At 64.0% G+C, this 21,059-nt stretch carries 20 protein-coding genes; 7 read left to right on the top strand and 13 right to left on the bottom strand.

Translation table 11 applies throughout. The annotated features are described in order from the left end of the window. Nucleotides 1–8 precede the first annotated feature (8 nt). Entirely contained in the window at nt 9–1,061 is a 1,053-nt protein-coding gene (locus ACX5I4_RS01285) for a thioesterase domain-containing protein (protein WP_461835059.1), read from the bottom strand. Nucleotides 1,062–1,119: 58 nt separating this feature from the next. Then, nucleotides 1,120–1,692, bottom strand: a complete 573-nt coding sequence (gene pyrE / locus ACX5I4_RS01280; protein WP_461835058.1) for an orotate phosphoribosyltransferase — start codon at nt 1,690–1,692, stop codon at nt 1,120–1,122. 218 nt (nt 1,693–1,910) lie between these two features. On the opposite strand from pyrE, the gene ACX5I4_RS01275 reads away from it, so the two are divergent. Beyond that, nucleotides 1,911–2,552 carry an NADPH-dependent F420 reductase gene (locus tag ACX5I4_RS01275; protein WP_461835057.1) on the top strand — a complete coding sequence of 214 codons (642 nt, stop codon included), beginning with the start codon at nt 1,911–1,913 and terminating at the stop codon, nt 2,550–2,552. Nucleotides 2,553–2,634: 82 nt separating this feature from the next. On the opposite strand, the gene ACX5I4_RS01270 is transcribed toward ACX5I4_RS01275, so the two are convergent. From ACX5I4_RS01270 to ACX5I4_RS01245, 6 genes are all read right to left on the bottom strand, one after another. Beyond that, nucleotides 2,635–3,546 carry a sugar phosphate isomerase/epimerase family protein gene (locus ACX5I4_RS01270; protein WP_461835056.1) on the bottom strand — a complete coding sequence of 304 codons (912 nt, stop codon included), beginning with the start codon at nt 3,544–3,546 and terminating at the stop codon, nt 2,635–2,637. Then, on the bottom strand, nt 3,543–4,775 hold the full coding sequence (locus tag ACX5I4_RS01265; protein ID WP_461838622.1) for a Gfo/Idh/MocA family protein: 1,233 nt from the start codon (nt 4,773–4,775) through the stop codon (nt 3,543–3,545). Before ACX5I4_RS01265 ends, ACX5I4_RS01270 begins: the two co-directional genes overlap by 4 nt. Nucleotides 4,776–4,786: 11 nt before the next feature. Then, nucleotides 4,787–5,632, bottom strand: a complete 846-nt coding sequence (locus tag ACX5I4_RS01260) for a sugar phosphate isomerase/epimerase family protein (protein ID WP_461835055.1) — start codon at nt 5,630–5,632, stop codon at nt 4,787–4,789. A gap of 2 nt (nt 5,633–5,634) precedes the next feature. Beyond that, nucleotides 5,635–6,456 carry a carbohydrate ABC transporter permease gene (locus tag ACX5I4_RS01255; protein WP_461838621.1) on the bottom strand — a complete coding sequence of 274 codons (822 nt, stop codon included), beginning with the start codon at nt 6,454–6,456 and terminating at the stop codon, nt 5,635–5,637. Between the two features lie 95 nt (nt 6,457–6,551). Beyond that, entirely contained in the window at nt 6,552–7,547 is a 996-nt protein-coding gene (locus tag ACX5I4_RS01250) for a carbohydrate ABC transporter permease (RefSeq protein WP_461835054.1), read from the bottom strand. Nucleotides 7,548–7,559: 12 nt separating this feature from the next. After that, on the bottom strand, nt 7,560–8,915 hold the full coding sequence (locus ACX5I4_RS01245; protein WP_461835053.1) for an ABC transporter substrate-binding protein: 1,356 nt from the start codon (nt 8,913–8,915) through the stop codon (nt 7,560–7,562). 185 nt (nt 8,916–9,100) lie between these two features. Here ACX5I4_RS01245 and ACX5I4_RS01240 point away from each other — a divergent pair, with 185 nt between their 5' ends. The 5 genes from ACX5I4_RS01240 to ACX5I4_RS01220 all read left to right on the top strand — a co-directional run bounded on the left by ACX5I4_RS01240 (nt 9,101) and on the right by ACX5I4_RS01220 (nt 14,756). After that, the gene (locus ACX5I4_RS01240) at nt 9,101–10,120 is read left to right on the top strand and encodes a LacI family DNA-binding transcriptional regulator (protein ID WP_461838620.1); all 1,020 of its coding nucleotides are present in this window, start codon (nt 9,101–9,103) and stop codon (nt 10,118–10,120) included. A gap of 330 nt (nt 10,121–10,450) precedes the next feature. Then, nucleotides 10,451–11,272 (top strand): ammonia-dependent NAD(+) synthetase, encoded by an 822-nt coding sequence (gene nadE, locus ACX5I4_RS01235; protein ID WP_461835052.1) that lies wholly within the window; start codon nt 10,451–10,453, stop codon nt 11,270–11,272. Between the two features lie 253 nt (nt 11,273–11,525). Beyond that, on the top strand, nt 11,526–13,271 hold the full coding sequence (locus ACX5I4_RS01230; RefSeq protein WP_461835051.1) for an AMP-binding protein: 1,746 nt from the start codon (nt 11,526–11,528) through the stop codon (nt 13,269–13,271). 29 nt (nt 13,272–13,300) lie between these two features. Further along, nucleotides 13,301–13,807: a MarR family winged helix-turn-helix transcriptional regulator gene (locus tag ACX5I4_RS01225; RefSeq protein WP_461835050.1), complete on the top strand. Its 507-nt coding sequence runs from the start codon at nt 13,301–13,303 to the stop codon at nt 13,805–13,807. 64 nt (nt 13,808–13,871) lie between these two features. Next, nucleotides 13,872–14,756, top strand: coding sequence for a sulfurtransferase (locus tag ACX5I4_RS01220; RefSeq protein WP_461835049.1), 885 nt, complete (start codon nt 13,872–13,874; stop codon nt 14,754–14,756). Between the two features lie 55 nt (nt 14,757–14,811). On the opposite strand, the gene ACX5I4_RS01215 is transcribed toward ACX5I4_RS01220, so the two are convergent. From ACX5I4_RS01215 to ACX5I4_RS01195, 5 genes are all read right to left on the bottom strand, one after another. Further along, entirely contained in the window at nt 14,812–15,591 is a 780-nt protein-coding gene (locus ACX5I4_RS01215) for an enoyl-CoA hydratase (protein ID WP_461838619.1), read from the bottom strand. Between the two features lie 80 nt (nt 15,592–15,671). Next, nucleotides 15,672–16,592 (bottom strand): 3-hydroxyisobutyrate dehydrogenase, encoded by a 921-nt coding sequence (gene mmsB, locus ACX5I4_RS01210; protein ID WP_461835048.1) that lies wholly within the window; start codon nt 16,590–16,592, stop codon nt 15,672–15,674. Further along, complete coding sequence (locus ACX5I4_RS01205; RefSeq protein WP_461835047.1) at nt 16,585–17,631, bottom strand: enoyl-CoA hydratase/isomerase family protein; 1,047 nt, start codon at nt 17,629–17,631, stop codon at nt 16,585–16,587. Before ACX5I4_RS01205 ends, mmsB begins: the two co-directional genes overlap by 8 nt. Continuing rightward, on the bottom strand, nt 17,631–19,130 hold the full coding sequence (locus ACX5I4_RS01200; RefSeq protein WP_461835046.1) for a CoA-acylating methylmalonate-semialdehyde dehydrogenase: 1,500 nt from the start codon (nt 19,128–19,130) through the stop codon (nt 17,631–17,633). The genes ACX5I4_RS01205 and ACX5I4_RS01200 overlap by 1 nt, the downstream gene beginning before the upstream one ends. 199 nt (nt 19,131–19,329) lie before the next feature. Continuing rightward, nucleotides 19,330–20,121, bottom strand: a complete 792-nt coding sequence (locus ACX5I4_RS01195; RefSeq protein ID WP_461835045.1) for an IclR family transcriptional regulator — start codon at nt 20,119–20,121, stop codon at nt 19,330–19,332. A gap of 210 nt (nt 20,122–20,331) precedes the next feature. Between ACX5I4_RS01195 and ACX5I4_RS01190 the strand changes: the two genes are divergently transcribed. After that, complete coding sequence (locus ACX5I4_RS01190) at nt 20,332–21,048, top strand: CoA transferase subunit A (protein ID WP_461835044.1); 717 nt, start codon at nt 20,332–20,334, stop codon at nt 21,046–21,048. Nucleotides 21,049–21,059: the final 11 nt, after the last annotated feature.

The following is a 21,059-nucleotide window of genomic DNA, read 5'->3' as shown; positions in this document are numbered from 1 at the left end:
GAGGCCGGTCAGCTGATGACCACCCGTGAGCCGGCCCTGGGCAAGGGGAAAAGCTCGTTCTGTAGGTCCTCGATGATCGGGTTGTAGACAAAAGGGTTCCACTGGGGACTCGCATGGGCGGGCCGGGCACCGTCGGTCCTGCGCCCCGTGGACGCCATATTGAGCGGGAACGTCTTGGCCCACCCTGCCCGGGCAGTCTCGTAGTTCACCGTGTCATCGCGGGGATTACCAATGAAAGCCATGCGTGTATCCCCCAGCCTGTCCGTAAACCGGGTGCCATCGAAGTGGTAGATGTAGTCCGATTCGCCCTGGATCAGGACACTCGACGGTGCGATCGGCGATAGCTGCTCGAGGGTCTGGTCCCAGATCTGGCCCCAAGTGCGCTCGTGTTTATTCACCACGCGCTCGCCCAGCTCGTAACCGCCGCGAAGGACCGACGGAACCTGGAAGCCGCTCTCGTAAAGGAACACCACGCCGTCGAACCAGCTTTGGTCGAGGATGTCGTACTTACTGAACGGCGAAGAATCCAACAGGATCAGCTTGACTCCGACGTCGTACCGTTCGCGCAGGAGTGCGGCCACTTCAGTGGCGAGCATTCCGCCGAAGCTATGGCCATAGAAGTAGAGCGTGTTCAGCTTCCGCTCATTGATGTAGCCGACGACGGCGTCCGCCACCTCAGTGACGTCCAGCCCCAGGTTGGAGTACCCGACGGCGGCCAACTGGCCTCTCTGCCGCAGCGAACCGCGGAGCGAATTGAGGATCCATTGGGCTTCTTCCCAGCTGGTCTTGTAGCCAGGAAAGAGAATCCAACTCGAGTTGGGGTAGTAAGACTCCGCGAAATCATCCCCCACGGGGAGGATCTTGGTGGTGCGGCGCTCGGCCTGGACCTGGCGGGTGAACAGCATGTCCGCCGCGAGGGCCGTGGAAGTGCCAGCGCCGATCAGGAAGGTCCGACGGGAAAAACTCTTCAGTTCTGCAGCATGGCGGAGGACCTGGGCAAGGGAGCCCGGGTCCTGCCAGCCTTGCTGCTTGCGAGGGAATTTCCCTGCCTGAAAGTCCACCCAGCCAGCTTAGGCGCTTAGGCAGACTGGCACACGGTCCCCCTTCAGGCCCGCCGGACTAGTCGAGGCCGAGCTCGTCCTTGCCGAAGGCGAAGAGGTAGGGGACGCCGGTTTCGGCTTCGATCTTTTCCTTGGCGCCAGTGTTGCGGTCCACAATGACGGCCACGGCCACCACGTTGCCGCCGGCTTTGCGGACGCCTTCGACGGCAGTCAAGGCCGAGCCACCGGTGGTGGACGTGTCCTCGAGAACCACGACGCTGCGCCCTTCGACGGAGGGGCCTTCCACCTGCCGGCCCATGCCGTAGGACTTCTGTGCCTTTCGTACCACGAAGGCGTCAACGGCACGGCCGGCGTCGGTGGCGGCGTGCATCACCGCGGTACCAACCGGGTCCGCCCCCATCGTCAGGCCACCGGCGCACTCAACGGCGATTCCGGCGTCGTCGATCATGGACAACATGACTTGGCCAACCAGCTTCGAGGCCTCGTGGTGGAGGGTGATGCGGCGCAGGTCAATGTAGTAGTCCGCCTCGGCGCCGCTGGAAAGGATCACCTTGCCGCGGACGACCGCCAGTTCTTTGATCAATTCAAGGAGGCGGGCACGGGCAGCGGCAGTGTCAACGGCGGGAGTCATGGTGCCTATTCTACGTAAAGCTGTTCGGGGCGAGGGAACGGGCGACGTCACGGAAAGTCTGCGACGCGCATCCTGCCCTCCGTCGCGCAAAATACCTGGCGACACCGGAATTCGGGTGTCGTGAGCCTCTACGCGTGACGCGAAATAAATCCCGCGTCGCAGGTGTCACTCGCCGTAACCTGTGAAATATCTGCGTCGGGGGCGGTGTTGCGGCAAATATGACAACAATCGGAATCATCGGTGCAGGACACATTGGCAGCCAGGTCGCTCGCAAAGCAGTCGAGCTTGGCTATGACGTAGTGATCAGCAACTCGCGGGGACCGGAAACCCTCGCGGAATTGGTAGCAGAGCTGGGCCCACATGCCCGGGCCGCGACACCGGCCGAGGCAGCAGCGGCGGGCGATTTCGCCGTCGTCACCGTGCCCCTCAAGAGGTACCTGGACATCCCCGAGGAGCCGCTGGCGGACAAGATTGTGATCGACACGAACAACTACTACTGGGAGCGGGACGGCCGCATCCCCGCGCTGGACAAGGGTGAAGCCACCACATCGGGGCTGTTGCAGAAGCACCTGCCCACGTCCAAGGTGGCCAAGGGCTTCAACCACATCATGGCGAAGGAGATCGGCACCGACGGCACTCCGGCGGGCACTGAAAACCGCCGCGCGTTGGCCACCGCGAGCGACTACCCCGAGGCCGCCGAACTCGTGGCGAAGATCTACGACGAGTTCGGCTTCGACACCGTCAACATCGGACCGCTCGACGAGAGCTGGCGGGTGGAACGTGGCCGCCCGGCCTACGTGATTCGGCAGAACGCCGCCGAACTCAAAGACAACCTGGCCAAGGGAACACGCACCATCTGAGCGACCCCAAAGCAACGCGGCAGCCGCTTGCCTCCGAAAGGCAAGCGGCTGCCGCGTGTTTTGAGCTTCGAAGAGCGGACCGTCAGGGTGCCGGAGCGTGATCGACGACGGCGAGCCCGGCCAAAGCGGCTGCCTTGCGGACATACGCCAAGTTCGACGCCGTCCGTTCCTCCAGCGGAAGCTCCGTGGAAAAGTCCTCCAGCGTGACCCAGGAATCATAGCCGACCTCTGCGAGTGCCCGGAAGTATCCGAGGACACTTCCCTGCCCCTCGGCCAGGGGAGCCCATTCATTGACCCACACGGCCGCGCCCGATTCGTCCTTCGAGTCGGCGCGGACCCAGCGGGCGTTCTTCACATGGACATGTGCCAAGTAGGGGCCTAGGAGCTGGAGTGCAGGCAACGGTGATTCCCAGCCCTCGATCAGCAAGTTGCCGAGGTCATGGATGACGCCAACGTGCTGCGGATCCAGGCCTTCCAGCAATCGCCTAGCCGAGGACGCAGAGGCCGTCACCGTTCCATGGTGCAGTTCCACGAGCGCCTTGACACCGTGGTGTGCTGCGCGGTCGGCAACCCACTCGTAGTGCTCGCGGGTAGCTTGGAAGAGCTCCGGGTAGGACAGGCCGGTGGGTTCTTGGCCGCCCATATTCGAGTTGCCCAGGGGCAACACGTTCACGCGGACTTGCTTGGCACCCAAGGCTGCGGTCGCGGCGAGGACACGATCGACGTCGTCGTGGTTGTCGCAGCGGGCGTAGCCGCCGAGACCCGAGAACTCGAGCCCTGACTCCGCGGTGAGGCGGGCAATCTCAGGGAGTGAGTCCTCCAAACCCGTCATTGGCCAGGTGGCACGGTTCCCCGCCCAGAAGCCGGGCTTTGCCGCGTCGGCCTGGTCCGTGACCCGCCATTCGATGCCGTCCCATCCCTGGGCAGCAAGCCTGGTGACAGCTTCCTGCGGCGACCATTCGGGCGTGGATGCGGTGAAGACGGAAAACTTCATGCCGAAACCCCCTCGCGGTGTGATCCAGAGTGAGAGTCGGTGTCAGCGCCGGCACCGCCGGTGTGGACCTCCACGTTGTTGTACTTGCCGGCCACGACATCGGAGATCAGCACGGGCAAACCCAAGGTGGCCGAGACATACAGCGCACGCACGGTGGCCAATGCTGTCACGGCGTCCTGGACGGTCACCCCCGCGGGGCGTCCTTCCCGGATGGCCGCGATGATGTCGCGGTACTGACGGACATGTCCGGCCGGGTACACCGTGGGGTCCAGTGCCTCGACGGTGTCATCCGGATATTTGCCGAGTTCGACGGCGGCCTGGTTCCCGCTGCCGAGGATGCCCATGGCGCTGCTTTCCGCAGGATCGGCGGCGTCGGACGCGTGGAAGTACTCAAGGTTGTCGTTGTCGATCACGGCGGAGCCCTTGCTGCCCATCACCTGGAGGCGGACCGTCAGGCCCGGGTACGCCGCCGTCGTCGCGTGCAGCACGGCAAGTGCGCCGGATTCGAAAGTCACGGTGGCCACGGCGGTGTCCTCCACCTCCACGCCTTCGTGGGCGAGCAAGGCGGTTTGGGCGCTGATCTCGAGGGGCCGGCCGAGGAACCACAGGAGCAGATCCACGGTGTGGACGCCCTGGTTCATGATGGCGCCACCGCCGTCCATGGCCCAGGTTCCGCGCCAGGCGCCGGAATCGTAATAGCCCTGGCTCCGCCACCAACTGACCGAAGCGACGGCGGAAGTCAGGGTGCCAAAGCGCCCTGCCCGCCGGGCTTCGTCCACAATCCGGCTGGCCGGATCGAAGCGGTGCTGGCTGATAACGGTGGCCACGAGGCCCTTGGCTTCGGCAGCCTTGGCCGCAGCCAGGATTTCGTCTGCCCGGCTCAAGTCGACGTCAAGGGGCTTTTCGATCACGACGTGCTTGCCGGCGTCGAGCGCTTCCAGCGCTTGCTGGATATGGAGGCCGCTAGGCGTGGCGACGATGACCAAGTCCACGGGGGCAGCGGCGAACGCCTCGGCCAACGTCAGGAAAACGGCCGGCTTCGGGGCACCCTGGTCTTCGATCTTGGCGGCAAGCGCCTCGGAAGCCTCGGCGATCTCATCCACAAGTGCCGTGATGACGAGCTCCGGGAATTCCCGGACCGCAGCCGCGTGCGTGCGGCCGATGACTCCGCACCCCACGATTGCCGCCCGGATCTCCGCGCCCGAAGCGCCGTTGCCGTTGGGGCTCATGTTTTCCTCTGTCACTTGGTTTCCACTCCTGCTTCGCTCAGAACTTTCGCGAACGCCCTCGCGGCGATGCCAAACGCCGTGGGGCCGGAGAAACCGCCCAATCCATGGGCGCCGGCCAAGTGAGGTTCGAGGCTGGCGAAGCCGGTGTAGCCGTCGGCCTTCAGTGCCTCAACCGTGCGGAGGACATCGCCGTCGCCCTCGCCGGCCGGGACCACCGTGGCGTTCGAAAACAAGGCATCCTTGACCTGTAGGTATTCAAGGTGCGGGCGGAGCTTGGCGTAGCCCTCGTCGAAGGGTTTGACGCCAACCTGGACGAAGTTGGCCGCATCCCAAGCGAGTTTCAGTGCCGGGGAATTCACGGATTCGATGATGTCCAGGATCCGCTCCGGGATGTCACCGAAGATGTCCTTCTCGTTTTCGTGGAGCAGGACGACGCCGGACTCTTCAGCCACGTCGGCGAGGGCACGCATGCGCTCGATGACCTCATCCCGGATGCTCTCCACTGCCACGTCTTCGCCGTAGTAGAAGGAGAAGATCCGGATGTAACGGGATCCGAGCACCTGTGCGGCGTTGACTGCTCGGCGGAGCCGTTCCACCTCGTGCTCCACAGGGAGGGAAACATCCACTTTCCCGATCGGCGAGGCAATCGCGGAAACCTTCATGTCCGCGGCATCCAGCAAGGACTTCAGTTCCCCGAGCTGCGCGTTGTCCAGATCCACGATGTTGGTGCCCCAGGCGCTGCGGACTTCAATGTGCTTGGCTCCCAGTGCCTGCATCACGGCAATCTGGATCTTGGGGTCGTCGTCGATCTCGTCGCCGAAGCCCGAGAGCTCCCATTCAACAGCTGGCGTGCTCATAGCTACTTAACTCCTCCGGCGGTCAGGCCGCCCACTAGGTAACGCTGGAAAATCAGGTAAAGGATGACCACCGGGGCGGCACACACAAGGGAAGCCGCCATCATTTGGCCGTAGAAGGGAATCGCTCCGCCTTCTTGCGAGGCGCCGAAGACCTGGAGCGCGACGGCGGCCGTCTGGCTTTCCGGCCGCGTCATGACTGAGGCGAACAGGACGTCGTTCCAGCCGAGCAGGAAGGCGAAAATACCCGAAACGACGACGCCGGGCCAGCTCAGCGGGAGGATGATCCGGACCAGCACGCCCAGGTTGCTGGCGCCGTCGATCCTTGCCGCTTCCTCGAGTTCGCGCGGCAGGCCGCGCAGATAGGTGACCATCACCCAGGTGGAGAACGGCATCGCGAACGTCAGGTAGGTCACGAACAAGCCCCACTGCGTGCCGATCACCTGGATGCCGAGGTAGCTGGCGGCAGACGAGAACAGCACGAAGACCGGGAGCACCATGAGGGTACCGGGCACCGATTGCAGGGCCAGCAGCCCGCGAAGGATCGTCAGGCGGCCGCGGAACTGGTAGCGGACCAGGACGTAGGCAGTGGCGATCGACATCAGCGCGGAGACTACGGCGGTAGACCCGGCAACGAGCACGCTGTTGGCCAGGCCAGTGGCCAGTCCAACGCTCGTCCAGATCGTCGAGTAATTCTCAAAAGAGAAGGTGGACGGGAAGAACTCGCCCCGGGCCACGCCGATGTCCGAGTTCACGGACGCCATGAAGATGTAAACCACCGGAATAAGCACCAGGGCACACAACACCGTCAAGATACTGGCGAGCATCGGGCCTGGCAAGAGCTTGGTGACTTCGTGCTGGCGTTTGGAGCCCGGGCGGAAGTTTTCGCTCGATTGGCGTCCGACGGCGGTAGTTGCGGTGCTCACTTTTTGCCTCCGGGAGTTTCGGCGTCGTCGAGTTTGACGGCCCGCAGATAGACGAACAAGGGGATCGCGATCAGGATCAGCGAAATGAACGCCATGGCCGCGCTGAGCCCGAACCTGAAGCTCTGGAAGCTGGTGACGTAGGTGAGGATCGGGAGGAGCTCCACATCGGACGGAGCCGGCACACCGAACAAGACGAACGGCAAGGTGAAGTTGTTGATGTGGTGCAGCATGCCGATCAGGAACGCCAGGGCCAGCGGACCCTTCAGGTAAGGGAAGACCACGTAGCGGAGCTTGTTCCACCACAGGGCCCCGTCCAAGGCCGAAGCCTCATGGACCTCATGGTCCACGGACTGCAGCCCGGACAACGCCAGCAGGTAGACAAACGGCCACGATGCCCAGATCTGGACCAGGATCAGCGTCCAATATGACTGGGGCCCGTTGAGCCAGAGCCCGGGATCGATACCCACCGAATGCAACGCCGAGTCGATCACGCTGCCCGGCTGGAACATGGTCCGCCACACTGTGGCCACGACGAAAGACGGAAGCACGTAGGGGATCAGGAAAATGGAACGGATCACCGCGCGGCCCTTGAACGCGTTCTGGGTCGCGACGGCGCCGGCTATGCCTAGCGGGATAGTGACCACCATGGCGAGCAACGAGTAGCTGACGCTGAGCCAGATGGCGTGCAACAAGGGTGATGCGGTCAGTGCTTCGACGAAGTTCTGCACTCCGATGAATGGAGCGCTGACCCACTTCCGCAACGAATACTGGTCCAGGTCCAGCCCCGACATGAAGATGCCGAGGAGGAGCGGCACTACGATGATGATCACCATCAGCAGTCCGCCTGGAATCAGCATCCACAAGGGGCGGTTGCGCTCGCTCAGCCCCTTGCGGCGCCGCGGCGGGCTGTCTGGCGACTGCGGGCCCGGCTTCGCAGCATGGGACGATTTGCGGCGCGTGGACTTGCCCGCAGTCAATGAATCGGTGGACATGTCAGTTCCTACTTACTTCGAGGCCCGGTCAAGTGAGGCCTGGCCCTTGGATTGTGCGTCCTTGAGGCGCGTCTGCAGGCTCGAATCGTCCACGGAACCCTTGGAAAGGTCCGGGATCGACTGGACAACTACATTCACGAGGGCCAACTGAATGTCGCCCCAAGCGCCGGTGAAGGGCGTTGCCTTGGACTTGGCGGCAGTATCGGCAACCGGTTGGAGTATCGGGTTGTTCAGAGACTTCAGGGCCTCGGCGTTGGCGGGCAGATCTCCGAAGATCTTCTGGTAGTTCAGCTGCTCGTCCTTGGACGTGATGAGGTTGATGTAAGCGAAGGCCAAATCCTTTTGCTTCGAGTAATCGGCAACAACCACGTTGTCACCGGAGAGGATGCTGGCCGCGTTCGCAGCGTCGCCCTGCGGAGACGTCTGGCCCGGGGCCGTCGTCGGCATGGTTGCGTAGGCATACTTACCGGCAACAACGGACTTCTCGAGCGTCGGGACGGAGCTCGACGTCGTCATCATCAGATAGCCAGCCTTGCCACTCGCAAATGCCGCCAGGGCGTTGCTATTGCTCCAGCCAACAGAGGCCGGATCGACAACTTTGTCTTTGGTGAGCCATCCGAAGTACGTTTCGTAGGCCTTCTTGACAGTCGGGTCGTCGAGCTTGAGCGTCTTGCCGTCCACCAGCGGGTTGCCCGCCTGGACGGACATGGCCCAGATGAATTTCCACGGATCAAAGTTGTCCTTGTACCCGGTGGCGAGGCCAAAGGTTCCAGTGGCCGGGTTGGTCATCTTCTTGGCCTGGGCTGCGAGTTCGTCCCAGCTGGTGGCGGGCTTATCGATCCCTGCCGCTTTCAGGATGTCCTTGTTGTAGGCCATCACGAACGGTCGGCTGACAAAAGGAATGCCCGCTTGATGCTGTGCGTCCGGGCCGGAGATGCCCAGCGCTGCCTGGTTGAACCGGTCCTTACCGCCCACTTTCTTCCAGTCGTCGTCGGACAACGTCACAAAGGCCTTGGTCGCATAGGCCGTGGGAGTGAAGGTGGTACCGAGGCTGTAGACGTCCGGACCTTGGCCCGACACCACGGAGGTCTGGATTCGCGTGAGTTCGTCATTTCCCGAAGCGAACGTTTCGAATTCGACGTCGGCACCGGTCTGCGCCTTGAACTTGGCGGCAATGTCGGTGAACCACTGCTTCTGCTGTGCCGGATAGTTCGCGTTGGAGTTGACCAGGACGCTCAGCTTCTTGCCCTTGCCGTCAATAGGTCCAGCGCTGCCCCCGGAGCTGCTGTTCCCGCCTCCGCAGGCGGTCAAAGCTAGGGCTGCTGTTAGGGCAACAGCGGCAAATTTGGCGGACGATGCAAACTTCATTGTTTTCCTCCCTGGAGACCCGATGGCCTCAATGGCGTGGTGCGCGTCACATCGGGTGATTTCTCCGAGTCTAGGCATGCGCAACAAGGATGACAAGCGATTGCCAAAAATTGTCATCGGTGCTGCAATTGTGGGACAAGTCACTCATTGTTGAGCGGCTGCGGCAGATGAGGAACACCCAGACCATGGCAGAACTCCAGCTCCAGTCACCGGGCAAGCAGCCCACTATCCGCGACGTCGCCGAGCTCGCGGGAGTAGCTACGTCCACCGTCTCGCGGGCCCTGACCAATCCCGGGAGAGTGAACCATGTGACACGCGAGCGGATCGAAGAAGCAGCCGCGCAATTGAACTACATACCAAGCTCGCAGGCCCGCGGGCTCAGCTCCGGACGCACGCAGACCGTCGCCGTCCTCGTTCCGGACATCACCAACCCGTTCTACTTCGACATCATCCGCGGCACGCAGCACCAACTGAAGGCTGCCGGCTACACGCAGCTCCTCGTAGATACCGAGGAGTCAGCGGAGATGGAGGCAGATGCCCTGCAGAAAATGCGCCGCTCAGCCGACGGCTTCATCCTTGCCGCGTCCCGCCTGACGGACGAACAGCTAACTGAAGCAGCGGCACAGCAGCCCCTGGTCACCATCAACCGGGCCCCCGCAATTGCGCCCACCGTAGTGATCGACACGCCGTCGGCCATCATCCAGGCGCTCGAACACCTGGTCTCGTTGGGCCACACGAGGATTTGCTTCGTCGGAGGCCCTGCCACCTCTTGGTCCAACGCAAAGCGGTGGCAAGCGTTCCAGGTCGAGACCAAGGAACGGGAATTGACCACATCCAGCGTGGGGCCGTTCGCGCCCAAGACGACGTCCGGGGCGGCTGCCGCGGACGCCGCGGTGCACACAGGAGCCACGGCATGCATTGTCTTCAATGACCTGCTGGCCATCGGCATGCTCCAGCGGCTGCGCGAACGCGGCATCCGCGTGCCCGAGGACATGAGCATTGTGGGCTGCGACGACATCTTCGGAGCCGATTTCTGCAACCCTCCACTGACCACCATGGCTTCCCCCATTGAACAAGCCGGGCGCGTGGCAGTCTCCATGCTCCTTTCCCGGCTGAATCCCCAGTACGGCGGGACCAGCCGGCGCTTGGCCGTCATGCCCACGCACCTCACCGTCCGGGCATCGACGGGCGCCGCGCCGTCGTAATCCCCACCGACGCTCGCTCACTTATGGTGCGTTTTGGCGCGACCCTCGCTCACATCATCTGAGCGAGCGTTCGTCGATTAGCGCCCATATCTGACGAGCGATCGTCGAAGTAGCTCGGGGGGTGGTGACAAACAGCCCGGACACACGACGGCGCAGCCCCTCCCAGGACGCTCGCTCACTTATAGTGCGTTTTGGCGCGACCCTCGCTCACATCATCTGAGCGAGCGTTCGTCGATTGGCGCCCATATCTGAGCGAGCGATCGTCGATTGGCGTGACACTTGAGGTGACACAGTTGAGTGTTTCGAGCACTGGTTACTAGTGTTGGGGACATGCGCACACTCCAGGCCACGATCATTGCGGAAATGGGCGTTCAGCCCCGGATCGATCCTGCCGAGGAGGTCCGCAAACGCGTCACGTTCCTGAAGGAATACCTCAAGGCCACGCACACCAAGGGGTTCGTTTTGGGCATCTCCGGCGGGCTGGATTCCTCGCTTGCTGGGCGACTTGCACAGCTGGCTGTCGAAGAGCTCGAGGCCGAGGGCGTCGAGGCGAACTTCGTGGCGGTCCGGCTCCCCTATGGCACCCAGCACGACGAGGACGACGCCCAAGCCGCCCTGGACTTCATCCAGGCCAGGACCGAATGGACGTTCAACATATCCCGGGCAGTTGACGGCTTCGAGGATGAGTTCGAAAAGACCACGGGCGCACGCATCTCTGATTTCCACAAGGGCAACACGAAGGCCCGGGCCCGCATGACCGCGCAGTACGCACTCGCCGGCGAGCATAACTACCTGGTGATCGGCACGGACCACGGAGCCGAATCCGTCACCGGGTTCTTCACCAAGTTCGGCGACGGCGGCGCGGACGTCCTGCCGCTCTTCGGCCTCAACAAACGGCAAAACCGTGCACTCCTCGCAGAGCTGGGCGCCCCGTCCCGGGTCTGGGAGAAGATTCCGACGGCGGACCTGCTGGACGGCACACCCGGACGTACCGACGAGGATGAACTCGGAGTCAGCTACGACCAGATCGACGACTACCTTGAGGGCCGCGAGATCCCCGAGGCCGCCGCGATGCTGATCGAGCAGAAGTACCTGCGCACGCGGCACAAGCGCACTGTTCCCGTCACGATTTTCGACACTTGGTGGAAGTAGCAGTCGCCTTAACCGGGGCCCCGCCGTCACGCTGAGCGACTTTTTGCAGCGCACGACGGCGGTCTGCCGCGGCGTGACGGGGCACCCGCCGTCGTAATCGCGCAAAAGTGCGCCCGGCGTGACGGGACGCCGCCGCGCCCCACAGCCTCTTCCAAACCCTTGGATGTCCTAGTATATTGCAGGTGAGGCGGATCACACGGCCAGCTCGTTACCGGTCCGCGCTGACCCATCCACGCAGGGCGAAAGGCAGACAATGACAGTCACCGACGACTTCCGTGCAGCCCGCAACCGGCTCCTTGAGCTGCGCACCGACTACTCCCAGGCACACAGCGAATTCCAGTGGCCCCGCTTCAGCGAGTTCAACTTCGCCCTTGACTGGTTCGACCAGATCGCGGCCAACCCCGGCACGGCCAACAACCCGGCGTTGGTCATCGTCGAACAGGATGGCAGTTCCACCCGCCGCAGCTTCGCCGAGCTCTCCGCACGGTCCTCGCAGCTCGCCAACTGGCTCCGTGGAAAGGGCGTCCACCGTGGCGACCGCATGATCGTCATGCTTGGTAACCAAGTGGAACTGTGGGAACTCATGCTCGCCGGGATCAAACTGGGCCTGGTCCTGATCCCCACCACCACGCTCATGGGTCCGCGCGACATTGCAGATCGTGTGGAGCGCGGCGGCGCACGCTGGGCCGCCGTCGGGAGCGCCAATATTGCCAAGTTCGACGAAGTGCCGGGCGACTACACGCTGATCGAAGTGGGCGGCGGCACGGCCGCCAGTCGGAACGCTGCCGGCCGCCAGAACACCACTGCCCTCCAGTACGCCGACGCGGATTCCGCCGAGACCGAGTTCACCCCGGACGCGCCCACCGCCGCGGACGAAACGATGCTCCTCTATTTCACCTCGGGCACCACGTCGCGGGCCAAACTGGTGGAACACACCCACACGTCGTACCCCGTGGGGCATTTGTCCACGATGTATTGGATCGGCCTGGAACCCGGGGATGTCCACCTCAATGTGGCGTCCCCCGGCTGGGCCAAGCACGCGTGGTCCAACGTTTTCACGCCGTGGATCGCCGAGGCCTGCGTGTTTGTCTACAACTATGATCGCTTCGATGCCAAGGCCCTCATGGAACAAATGGGGCGCGAGGGCGTCACGAGCTTCTGCGCCCCGCCCACCGTATGGCGCATGCTCATCCAGGCGGACCTGACGCTGTTGAAAACCCCGCCCACCAAGGTGGTTTCGGCGGGCGAACCACTCAACGCCGAGGTCATCGGTCAAGTGGAGAGGGCATGGGGCCAGACCATCCGTGACGGCTTCGGCCAGACGGAATCGACCGTCCAGGTCGCCAACACCCCGGGACAGCCGGTCAAGACCGGCTCCATGGGACGGCCGCTGCCCGGGTACGATGTAGTGCTTCTTGACCCTGCCACCGGCGAAGAGGCCGACGACGGCGAACTGTGCTTGCGCTTGGACCCTCGCCCCGTTGGGCTCATGAAGTCCTACTTCGGCGACCCGGAAAAGACGGCCGAGGCTTTCCGCGACGGTTATTACCACACGGGCGACATGGCCAGCCGGGACGAGAACGGCGTCATCACTTACGTCGGGCGCGGAGACGATGTCTTCAAGTCCTCGGACTATCGCCTGTCCCCCTTCGAGCTCGAAAGCGTCCTGATTGAACATCCCGCCGTGGCGGAGGCCGCCGTCGTGCCCTCGCCGGATCCGGTCAAGCTCTCGGTGCCCAAGGCATTCGTGGTGCTGGCCGCGGGATACGAACCCGGTCCGGCTGTGGCGGAGGACATCCTCAGGTACTGCCGGCAGCATTTGGCGCCGTTCAAGCGCATCCGTCGTCTCGAATTCGGCGAATTGCCCAAGACGATTTCCGGCAAGATCCGGCGTGTCGAACTTCGAGGCACGGAGGTGGCGCGTCACGGCGACGGCCCGCTGCCCGCCGGCCTGGGCGTCGAGTACACCGAGGACGAGTTCCCGAGTCTGAAAGAATAGGCAGCCACCAACAAATGTCAGGAGGTACCGTGGGCAGCCCGCTCCCCCGCGACCCCATAGCGGACGCCCAGCGAAACTGGGAACGCCACGGCTGGGGCGAAGTCGCCGCGCCCATGGCGGCCATCACCGCGATCATGCGCACGCAGCAGATCCTGCTTGCCCGGATCGAGGGCGTGCTGAAGCCGTTCGGCCTGACCTTCGCGCGTTACGAGCTCTTGGCGCTGCTCAGCTTCGCCCGCAGTGGCGCTCTGCCCATGAACAAAGCCAGTGCGCTGCTCCAGGTGCACCCGACGTCGGTGACCAACGCCGTCGACCGCCTCGAAAACGCAGCCCTCGTGGTCCGTTCCCCGCACCCCACGGACGGGCGCACTACACTGATCGAGCTCACCGCGGAGGGCCGCACCCTCGCGAAGCGCGCGACGGCGGCACTCAACAGTGAGGTGTTCGGCCAGTCCGGTTTCGGGGACGATGACGTCGAGCACCTGATCCGCGTGTTGGGGGACTTCCGTAAGGCTGCGGGAGACTTCACGGACTGATTCCACTGACCACATTGTGAGATTCATATATCAAATAATGAGACGGTCGCTTAGTGTTGTGACCATGCAGAGTACAGCGATAGAACCCTTCGTCGACCTCGAATGGTGCCGTCAAAACCGTCGCCGCGTAGTGCTCGCCGATGTGCGCTGGTACCTCGACGGGCGCTCCGGCCGGGAAGCGTACGACGGCGGGCACATCCCCGGGGAGGTCTTTGTCGACCTGGATCGATGGCTTTCGACTGAGGGATCGCCACTCGAAGGAAGAAACCCGCTGCCCGCGCCGCATGACTTTGCCCTTGGGATGCGGGAAGTGGGAATCAGCGACGACGACATCGTCGTTGCGTACGACGACGCCGGCGGGGTCATCGCTGCACGCTTGGTCTGGATGCTGCGCGCCACAGGCCACAGCTCAGCCATTCTGGATGGCGGGCTGGCCAGCTATGAAGGGCCCCTGGAAACGGAGCATCCTTCAAGGCCCGCGGGTGATTTCACCGCACAACCGTGGCCCAGCCACCGTCTGGCCGAGATCCACGAGCTCTCAACTGAAACCAACCTCGTGGTGGACGCGCGCAACCGTGACCGCTTCGAAGGCAAGCAGGACCCCATCGATCCCAGGCCCGGGCATGTGCCCGGCGCGAAAAACGTACCCTGCAGGGAGAACCTGGACCCCGCCGGGAAACTACGCAGCAAGGCCGAGTTGTTGCGCGTCTTCGCCACGGCAGGCATCACATCGGCCGGGAACGTGATCAGCTATTGCGGATCCGGAGTAACGGCTTGCCACAATCTCTTGGCCATGGAATATGCCGGCCTTGGACACGGCAGACTCTTCACGGGCGGGTGGTCCCAATACGGTCACGCGCTCGAGTTTCCGGTCGAGCTCGGTCCTGCAGGGCCCACGCCTGCGAGGGCCCCGGCCTGTGGGCCCACACCGGCGAGGGCCCCGGCCTGAGCTTGCGAAGGCTGGGAGCCGGTGGGGACTAGCGAAGGCTGGGAGCCGGTGGGGACTAGCGGTGTTTGAACTCCGGCTGCCGCTTCTCGGTGAACGCGGCCATGCCTTCCTTTTGGTCCTCGGTGGCGAACAATGAATGGAAGATCCGACGCTCAAACAGGACACCCTGGGACAGGCCCGTCTCGAAGGCCGCGTTGACCGCCTCCTTGGCCACCATGGCGACCGGTTTGGACTTGGAAGCGATCACCTCGGCGGCCTTCAGCGCTTCCTCCACCACGGAATCCGCCGGCACCACACGGGAAACGAGTCCCGCCCGCTCGGCTTCCTCGGCATCCATGAACCGCCCTGTGAGGATCATGTCCATCGCTTTGGCCTTGCCCACGGCGCGGGTCAGCCGCTGCGAACCACCCATGCCCGGAATGACACCGAGGTTGATCTCCGGCTGGCCGAACTTGGCGTTGTCCCCGGCAATGATGAAATCGCACATCATGGCCAGTTCGCAGCCTCCGCCCAGGGCAAAGCCTGACACCGCGGCAATCACGGGAATGCGCAGGCGCGTGAGGTTTTCCCAGCCGTGGAACCAGTCTGCGGCATACATTTCCATGTACCCCTTGGAGGCCATCTCCTTGATGTCGGCGCCGGCCGCGAAGGCCTTCTCGGAGCCGGTGATCACCACGGCGCCCACACCGGGATCGGTATCCAAGGCAGAAACAGCAGCCAGCAGTTCATCCATGGTGGCCTGGTTCAACGCATTGAGCGACTTCGGCCGGTTCAGGGTCACCAAGCCCACCCGTCCACGGAGTTCCACCAGGATGTTTTCGTACTGCTGCGCCAAGCCGTGCCCCTTTTGTCGGTTGCTCACTTTTGCGTGTTGCCCACGTTGGTCAGTTACCCAGAATGACCTACCCGCCAAGATTACTTGGCGGACTTGTCCCTGATGTCCGTGATGATGCCGGAAAAGTCGCGCCCGGCCCCACCCTCGGCCGCGAAGGCATCGTAAATCTGCGATGCCAAGTGCCCCATCTGCCCATCCACGCCGGTGCTCTCGAGCGCGTTGACCGCGAGCCGCAGGTCCTTCGCCATGAGCGCTCCGGCGAATCCCGGTTGATAGTCGCGGTTGGCCGGGCTGGTGGGGACCGGACCCGGAACGGGGCAGTTGGTGGTCAAAGCCCAGCATTGCCCCGAGGCGTTGGACGCGACATCGAACAGCGCTTGGTGCGTCAGGCCCAACTTCTCGCCCAGGACGAATGCCTCGCTGACGGCGATCATGGACACGCCCAGGATCATGTTGTTGCAGACCTTGGCAGCCTGCCCGGCTCCGTGGTCACCGCAATGCACGATTCTCCGGCCCATGAGTTCCAGGATCGGCTTCACCGTTTCGAAGTCCTCGGACAGCGCGCCCACCATGAAGGTCAAGGTTCCGGCTTCGGCGCCCACCACGCCTCCGGAAACGGGCGCATCCACGGAGCGGTGGCCAGCCTCCAGGGCAATGGCTGCCGCTTCCCGGGCCTCGTCGACGTTGATGGTGGAGCAGTCCAGGAACAGCGTGTTCGGCGGCGCAACAGCCAGGAGTCCAGGGCCGTCGACACCCCGATAGGCATCCAGGACGTGCTTGCCGCTGGGCAGCATGGTCAGGACCACGGAAGCTCCCTCAACGGCTTCTTCAGCGGAATCCACCGTAGCGATGCCGTGTTCACGGGCGGCCTCGAGTGCTGCCGGGACGGGATCGTACGCGACCACTTGATGCCCTGCCTTGACTAGGTTCACGGCCATAGGGCCGCCCATGTGGCCAAGGCCGAGGAAAGCGATGGGGCCGGAAGCTACGTTTTCAGACATGGTCGGACTCCTTTGAATGAAGTTTGAGTTCGCGGTCGCCGAGCGGGGCGAAGAAGCCGTCGACGGCGGCCTGCGTCACTTCCGCCAGGGAAGCCGGCTTCCATTGTGGGTTGCGGTCCTTGTCCACCACTTGGGCGCGAATCCCCTCCCGGAAATCCGGTCCGGTCAGGCACCGCATGCCAACCCGGTACTCCTGCTCCAAGGCCTCGTCGAGGGAGAGCCCCCGCACACGCCGCAACGACTCCAGCGTGACTTTCACGGCTGTGGGCGACTTCGCCTCGATAGTGTCCGCGGCTGCGGCGGCTTCCCCGCCGGCCGCGCGCAAGCTACGGACGATTTCCTCGGCGTCGTCGGCGGCATAAGCGGCGTCGATCCAGTCCCGCTGGCCGGACAGTGCCGAGGCCGGAAGTTCCTGCGCAAAGCGCTCGACGGCGGCCTCCGCCGTCGAGCTTTCCAGCGCTTCCGCCAGCGCGGGCAGGCTGTCGGACGGCACGAAGTGGTCCGCGAGCCCCAGGAACAAGGCATCGGCACCGCTCAAGTGGGCACCCGTGAGCGCGGCGTGGGTCCCCGATTCCCCCGGTGAGCGGGACAGCAAAAGGGTCCCGCCGACGTCGGGCACAAAACCGATGGTGGTTTCCGGCATGCCGGTACGGGTCCGCTCAGTGACCACACGGACTGAGCCATGGGCGGAGATCCCGACCCCGCCTCCGAGGACCAGGCCGTCCATGAAAGCCACGTAGGGCTTGGGGTAGCGGGCAATGAGCGAGTTCAAGCGGTACTCAACCGCCCAGAAGTCGGCCGTCTGGTCGCCATGGCGCAGCATGTCGTCGTAGATCGCCACGATGTCTCCACCCGCGCATAACCCGCGATCCCCGGCGCCGTGCACCAAAACTGTCTTGACGGCGTCGTCGACCGCCCAGGCGGTGAGTTGCTCCAACATGGCTTGCACCATCCCGGCCGTGAGCGCGTTGACCGCCTGGGGTCGGTTCAGAGTAACGACGCCGAGGTGGCCCCGCTTCTCGAACAGAACCTCCGCCATTAGCTGCCAGCCGGCATCACGAAGCTGGCGCCCTGGCGGATGCCAGAGGGCCAACGGGTGGTGACCGTCTTGGTCTTGGTGTAGAAGCGGAAGGCGTCCGCGCCGTGCTGATTGAGGTCGCCGAAACCCGAGGCCTTCCAACCGCCGAAGGTGTAGTAGGCAATCGGCACGGGGATGGGGACGTTGATGCCCACCATGCCCACCTCGACGCGGCTCGCGAAGTCGCGGGCGGCGTCGCCGTCGCGGGTGAAGATCGCGACGCCGTTGCCGAACTCGTGCTCGGAGCAGAGCCGCAGCGCTTCCTCGTAGTCCGCCGCTCGGAGGACGCTCAGGACCGGGCCGAAGATCTCCTCCTTGTAGATGGACATGTCCTTCGTGACGTTGTCAAAGAGGGTCGGGCCAACCCAGAAGCCTTGCGGGTACCCATCCACCTCGAGGCCGCGCCCATCCGTGACAAGCGTGGCGCCTTGGTCGACGCCGGCCTGGATGTAGCCTTCGATCCGTTCCTTCGCGGACGCGGCCACCACCGGGCCGAAGTCTGAGTCCTTGGACAGGCTGGGGCCGACCTTCAGTCCCCTGATGCGGTCCTGCAGCTTGGAGACGAGCTGGTCCGCCGTCTCCTGGCCAACCGGCACGGCAACGGAGATGGCCATGCAACGCTCACCGGCGGAGCCGAAGCCGGCGCCGATCAGGGCGTCCGCGGCCATGTCGAGATCTGCGTCGGGCATGATCACCATGTGGTTCTTGGCGCCGCCGAAGCACTGGGCGCGCTTGCCGTGGGCGGCGGCCGTGGCATAGATGTACTGGGCAATCGGCGTGGAACCCACGAAGCCGATGGCCTTCACGCGCGGATCCTCCAAGAGGGTGTCCACGGCTTCCTTGTCGCCGTTGATGACGTTGAAGACTCCGTTCGGCAATCCCGCCTCGGTGAAGAGTTCGGCCAGGCGGAGCGGAACCGAGGGGTCGCGCTCCGAAGGCTTGAGGATGAAGGCGTTGCCGGCGGCGAGTGCGGGGCCGGACTTCCAGAGCGGAATCATGGCGGGGAAGTTGAAGGGCGTGATGCCCGCGACGACGCCGAGAGGCTGGCGCAGCGAGTGGACGTCGATGCCCTGGCCTGCGTTGTCCGAGAATTCACCCTTGAGCAGGTGCGGCGCCCCGGCGGCGAACTCCACCACTTCGATGCCACGCTGGATATCGCCCTTGGCATCGGGGAAGGTCTTGCCGTGCTCTGAAGAGAGGAGCGTGGCGAGTTCGTCCATGTGCTCGTTGACGAGGTCCACGAACTTCAGCAGGATCCGGCCGCGCCGCTGCGGGTTCATGGCGGCCCATCCGAGCTGGCCTTTTTCGGCGTTCGCGATCGCGTTCCTGACCTCGTCAGCGCTGGCCAGGGGAAGCTTTGCCTGGACCTCGCCCGTGCAGGGATCGTAGACATCGCTGAAGCGCCCGGAGGTCCCGTCGATCCTCTGGCCGTCAATGTAGTGGGAAAGTTCGCGCACCATGGAATGCTCCTTTGCATATGGGGAATGCCCGCCATCGGCCTCGAAGGCACATGTCCAACTGCGCTCCGGGACGTCTTTGATCCCGAATATACTCGGACTTCCTACTAATTTCTAGAGGACTCCAGCTGCCGCCCTCAACTCCCGACCATCTTTGGGAACGCCCGACGCCGGAACTCGGCGTGGGTGCCGACGTTGCGGCTCAAAGGTGGTCCGTCCTTGCGGCGCTCATGCGATGGGCTTCTTCCAGGAGCAGCTTGCCGAGGAATTCCTGCCTCTCATGGCGAAATCGCGGCTCGATGCCCGTGAGGGACAACGCGCCGATGGGCCGGCCCAGTTGGTCGAAGACGGCGGCGGCCATCCCCCAACTGCCCTCGAGAACCAACCCGGGATTCACTGAATACCCGGCCAACCGGGTCTGCTCGAGGTTCCTGCGCACCACGCTCTCGGTGTGGCCTGCGGCGAAGTCCCCCGCATGCTGTTCCCAGCCGGACAGGATCATTGCCTGTTCCTCTTCCGGGAGGAATGCCATGATCGCCGTGCCGGCCGACGCCACACCGAGGGGAAACCTGACGCCCTCGTGCAACACGAAGGATCGTACGGGGAAGCTGCCCTCCTCGCGGAGCACGCACACGGTTTCGTGGCCTCGACGGATGGAATAGAAGGAACTCTCCCCACTCTCCTCAGCCAAGCGTCGCAAGCTGGGCCGGGCGAGGTCCTCAAAAGGGAACCGGGCCGCCGCCACCGACCCCAGCAGGAAAATCTCCGGGCCCAGGATCCAATTGCCGGTCCGCTGATCGTGGTCCAGCAGGCCTTCGACCGCAAGGGAGGCGAGCAATCGGTGCACCGTGGGGCGCGTCAGTCCGGACTCGCGGACCAGGCCAGCGATAGACATGCCCTCCGGTTTGCGTCCCACGAGCCGCAGGAGCGCGGCGACACGACCCACCACCTGGGCGCCCTGGACGGGCTTGATGTGTGGCTGCTGAGTCGGCAATTCAACCTCCTCTCCAAAGTTTTCCTCCACAATGTGGACACTTCAAAGACTAGCGTCCACACTGTGCATTTTCCGCCTTACTGGCTCCACCGCGCCGTTGACCCTCCGGAGCGAACCGCCATAGGCTCCTTGCGCAGACGACATGCTCAAGCCAGTGTCCACAAAGTGGATAGTCCGCCGAGCGACCCAACTCAAAGACGAGGACAAGCCATGGCCAAAATCCAACACAGTGCTGCCGAGGCCCTACAGGACGTCCTGCGCGACGGCCAGACGATCGCCGTCGGCGGCTTCGGGCTCAGCGGCATCCCTGCGGACCTCATCGATGCCGTCCGCGATTCGGGCGTCAAGGAGCTGACGGTGGTCTCCAACAACATGGGCATTGACGGCAAGGGACTCGGCGTCCTCATCGAAGCCGGCCAGGTCCGCAAGGTCATCGCCTCGTACGTGGGCGAGAACAAGCTTTTCGCCGAGCAGTATCTCTCCGGCCAGCTTGAGGTCGAGTTCGCTCCCCAGGGCACCCTCGCCGAGCGACTCCGCGCGGGAGGCGCCGGAATCCCCGCCTTCTACACGCGGACCGGCGTCGGAACCCTGGTTGCCGAAGGCAAGCCGCTCGAAGAGTTCGACGGCGTCACGTACGTCCGCGAGCGCGGGATCGTCGCCGACGTCGCGCTGGTCCACGCCCACACCGCGGACACGGACGGCAACCTGATCTACCGCTACACGGCCCGGAACTTCAATCCCGTGGTGGCGACCGCGGGAATCGTGACCATCGCCGAGGCCGAGGTGATCGTGGAGCCGGGCGAGTTGGACCCCAACCACATCGTGACGCCCGGCGTCTACGTCCAGCGGCTGGTCCAGGCGAGCACTCGCCTAAAGGACATCGAACAGCGCACCGTCCGGCCCCGCACTGAAGCCCTGGCCGTCTAAGCACCCACCAG

This window comes from Arthrobacter sp. MMS24-S77, assembly GCF_054888235.1.
This window is presented reverse-complemented; position numbering and strand designations above follow the sequence as displayed.

Bases quoted from the DNA above. Each gene is read 5' to 3' on its own strand.
- pyrE (WP_461835058.1), bottom strand. From the start codon at position 1,692: ATGACTCCCGCCGTTGACACTGCCGCTGCCCGTGCCCGCCTCCTTGAA.
- ACX5I4_RS01275 (WP_461835057.1), top strand. From the start codon at position 1,911: ATGACAACAATCGGAATCATCGGTGCAGGACACATTGGCAGCCAGGTC.
- ACX5I4_RS01270 (WP_461835056.1), bottom strand. From the start codon at position 3,546: ATGAAGTTTTCCGTCTTCACCGCATCCACGCCCGAATGGTCGCCGCAG.
- ACX5I4_RS01265 (WP_461838622.1), bottom strand. From the start codon at position 4,775: ATGAGCCCCAACGGCAACGGCGCTTCGGGCGCGGAGATCCGGGCGGCA.
- ACX5I4_RS01260 (WP_461835055.1), bottom strand. From the start codon at position 5,632: ATGAGCACGCCAGCTGTTGAATGGGAGCTCTCGGGCTTCGGCGACGAG.
- ACX5I4_RS01255 (WP_461838621.1), bottom strand. From the start codon at position 6,456: ATGCTCGCCAGTATCTTGACGGTGTTGTGTGCCCTGGTGCTTATTCCG.
- ACX5I4_RS01250 (WP_461835054.1), bottom strand. From the start codon at position 7,547: ATGTCCACCGATTCATTGACTGCGGGCAAGTCCACGCGCCGCAAATCG.
- ACX5I4_RS01245 (WP_461835053.1), bottom strand. From the start codon at position 8,915: ATGAAGTTTGCATCGTCCGCCAAATTTGCCGCTGTTGCCCTAACAGCA.
- ACX5I4_RS01240 (WP_461838620.1), top strand. From the start codon at position 9,101: ATGGCAGAACTCCAGCTCCAGTCACCGGGCAAGCAGCCCACTATCCGC.
- nadE (WP_461835052.1), top strand. From the start codon at position 10,451: ATGCGCACACTCCAGGCCACGATCATTGCGGAAATGGGCGTTCAGCCC.
- ACX5I4_RS01230 (WP_461835051.1), top strand. From the start codon at position 11,526: ATGACAGTCACCGACGACTTCCGTGCAGCCCGCAACCGGCTCCTTGAG.
- ACX5I4_RS01220 (WP_461835049.1), top strand. From the start codon at position 13,872: ATGCAGAGTACAGCGATAGAACCCTTCGTCGACCTCGAATGGTGCCGT.
- mmsB (WP_461835048.1), bottom strand. From the start codon at position 16,592: ATGTCTGAAAACGTAGCTTCCGGCCCCATCGCTTTCCTCGGCCTTGGC.
- ACX5I4_RS01205 (WP_461835047.1), bottom strand. From the start codon at position 17,631: ATGGCGGAGGTTCTGTTCGAGAAGCGGGGCCACCTCGGCGTCGTTACT.
- ACX5I4_RS01200 (WP_461835046.1), bottom strand. From the start codon at position 19,130: ATGGTGCGCGAACTTTCCCACTACATTGACGGCCAGAGGATCGACGGG.
- ACX5I4_RS01190 (WP_461835044.1), top strand. From the start codon at position 20,332: ATGGCCAAAATCCAACACAGTGCTGCCGAGGCCCTACAGGACGTCCTG.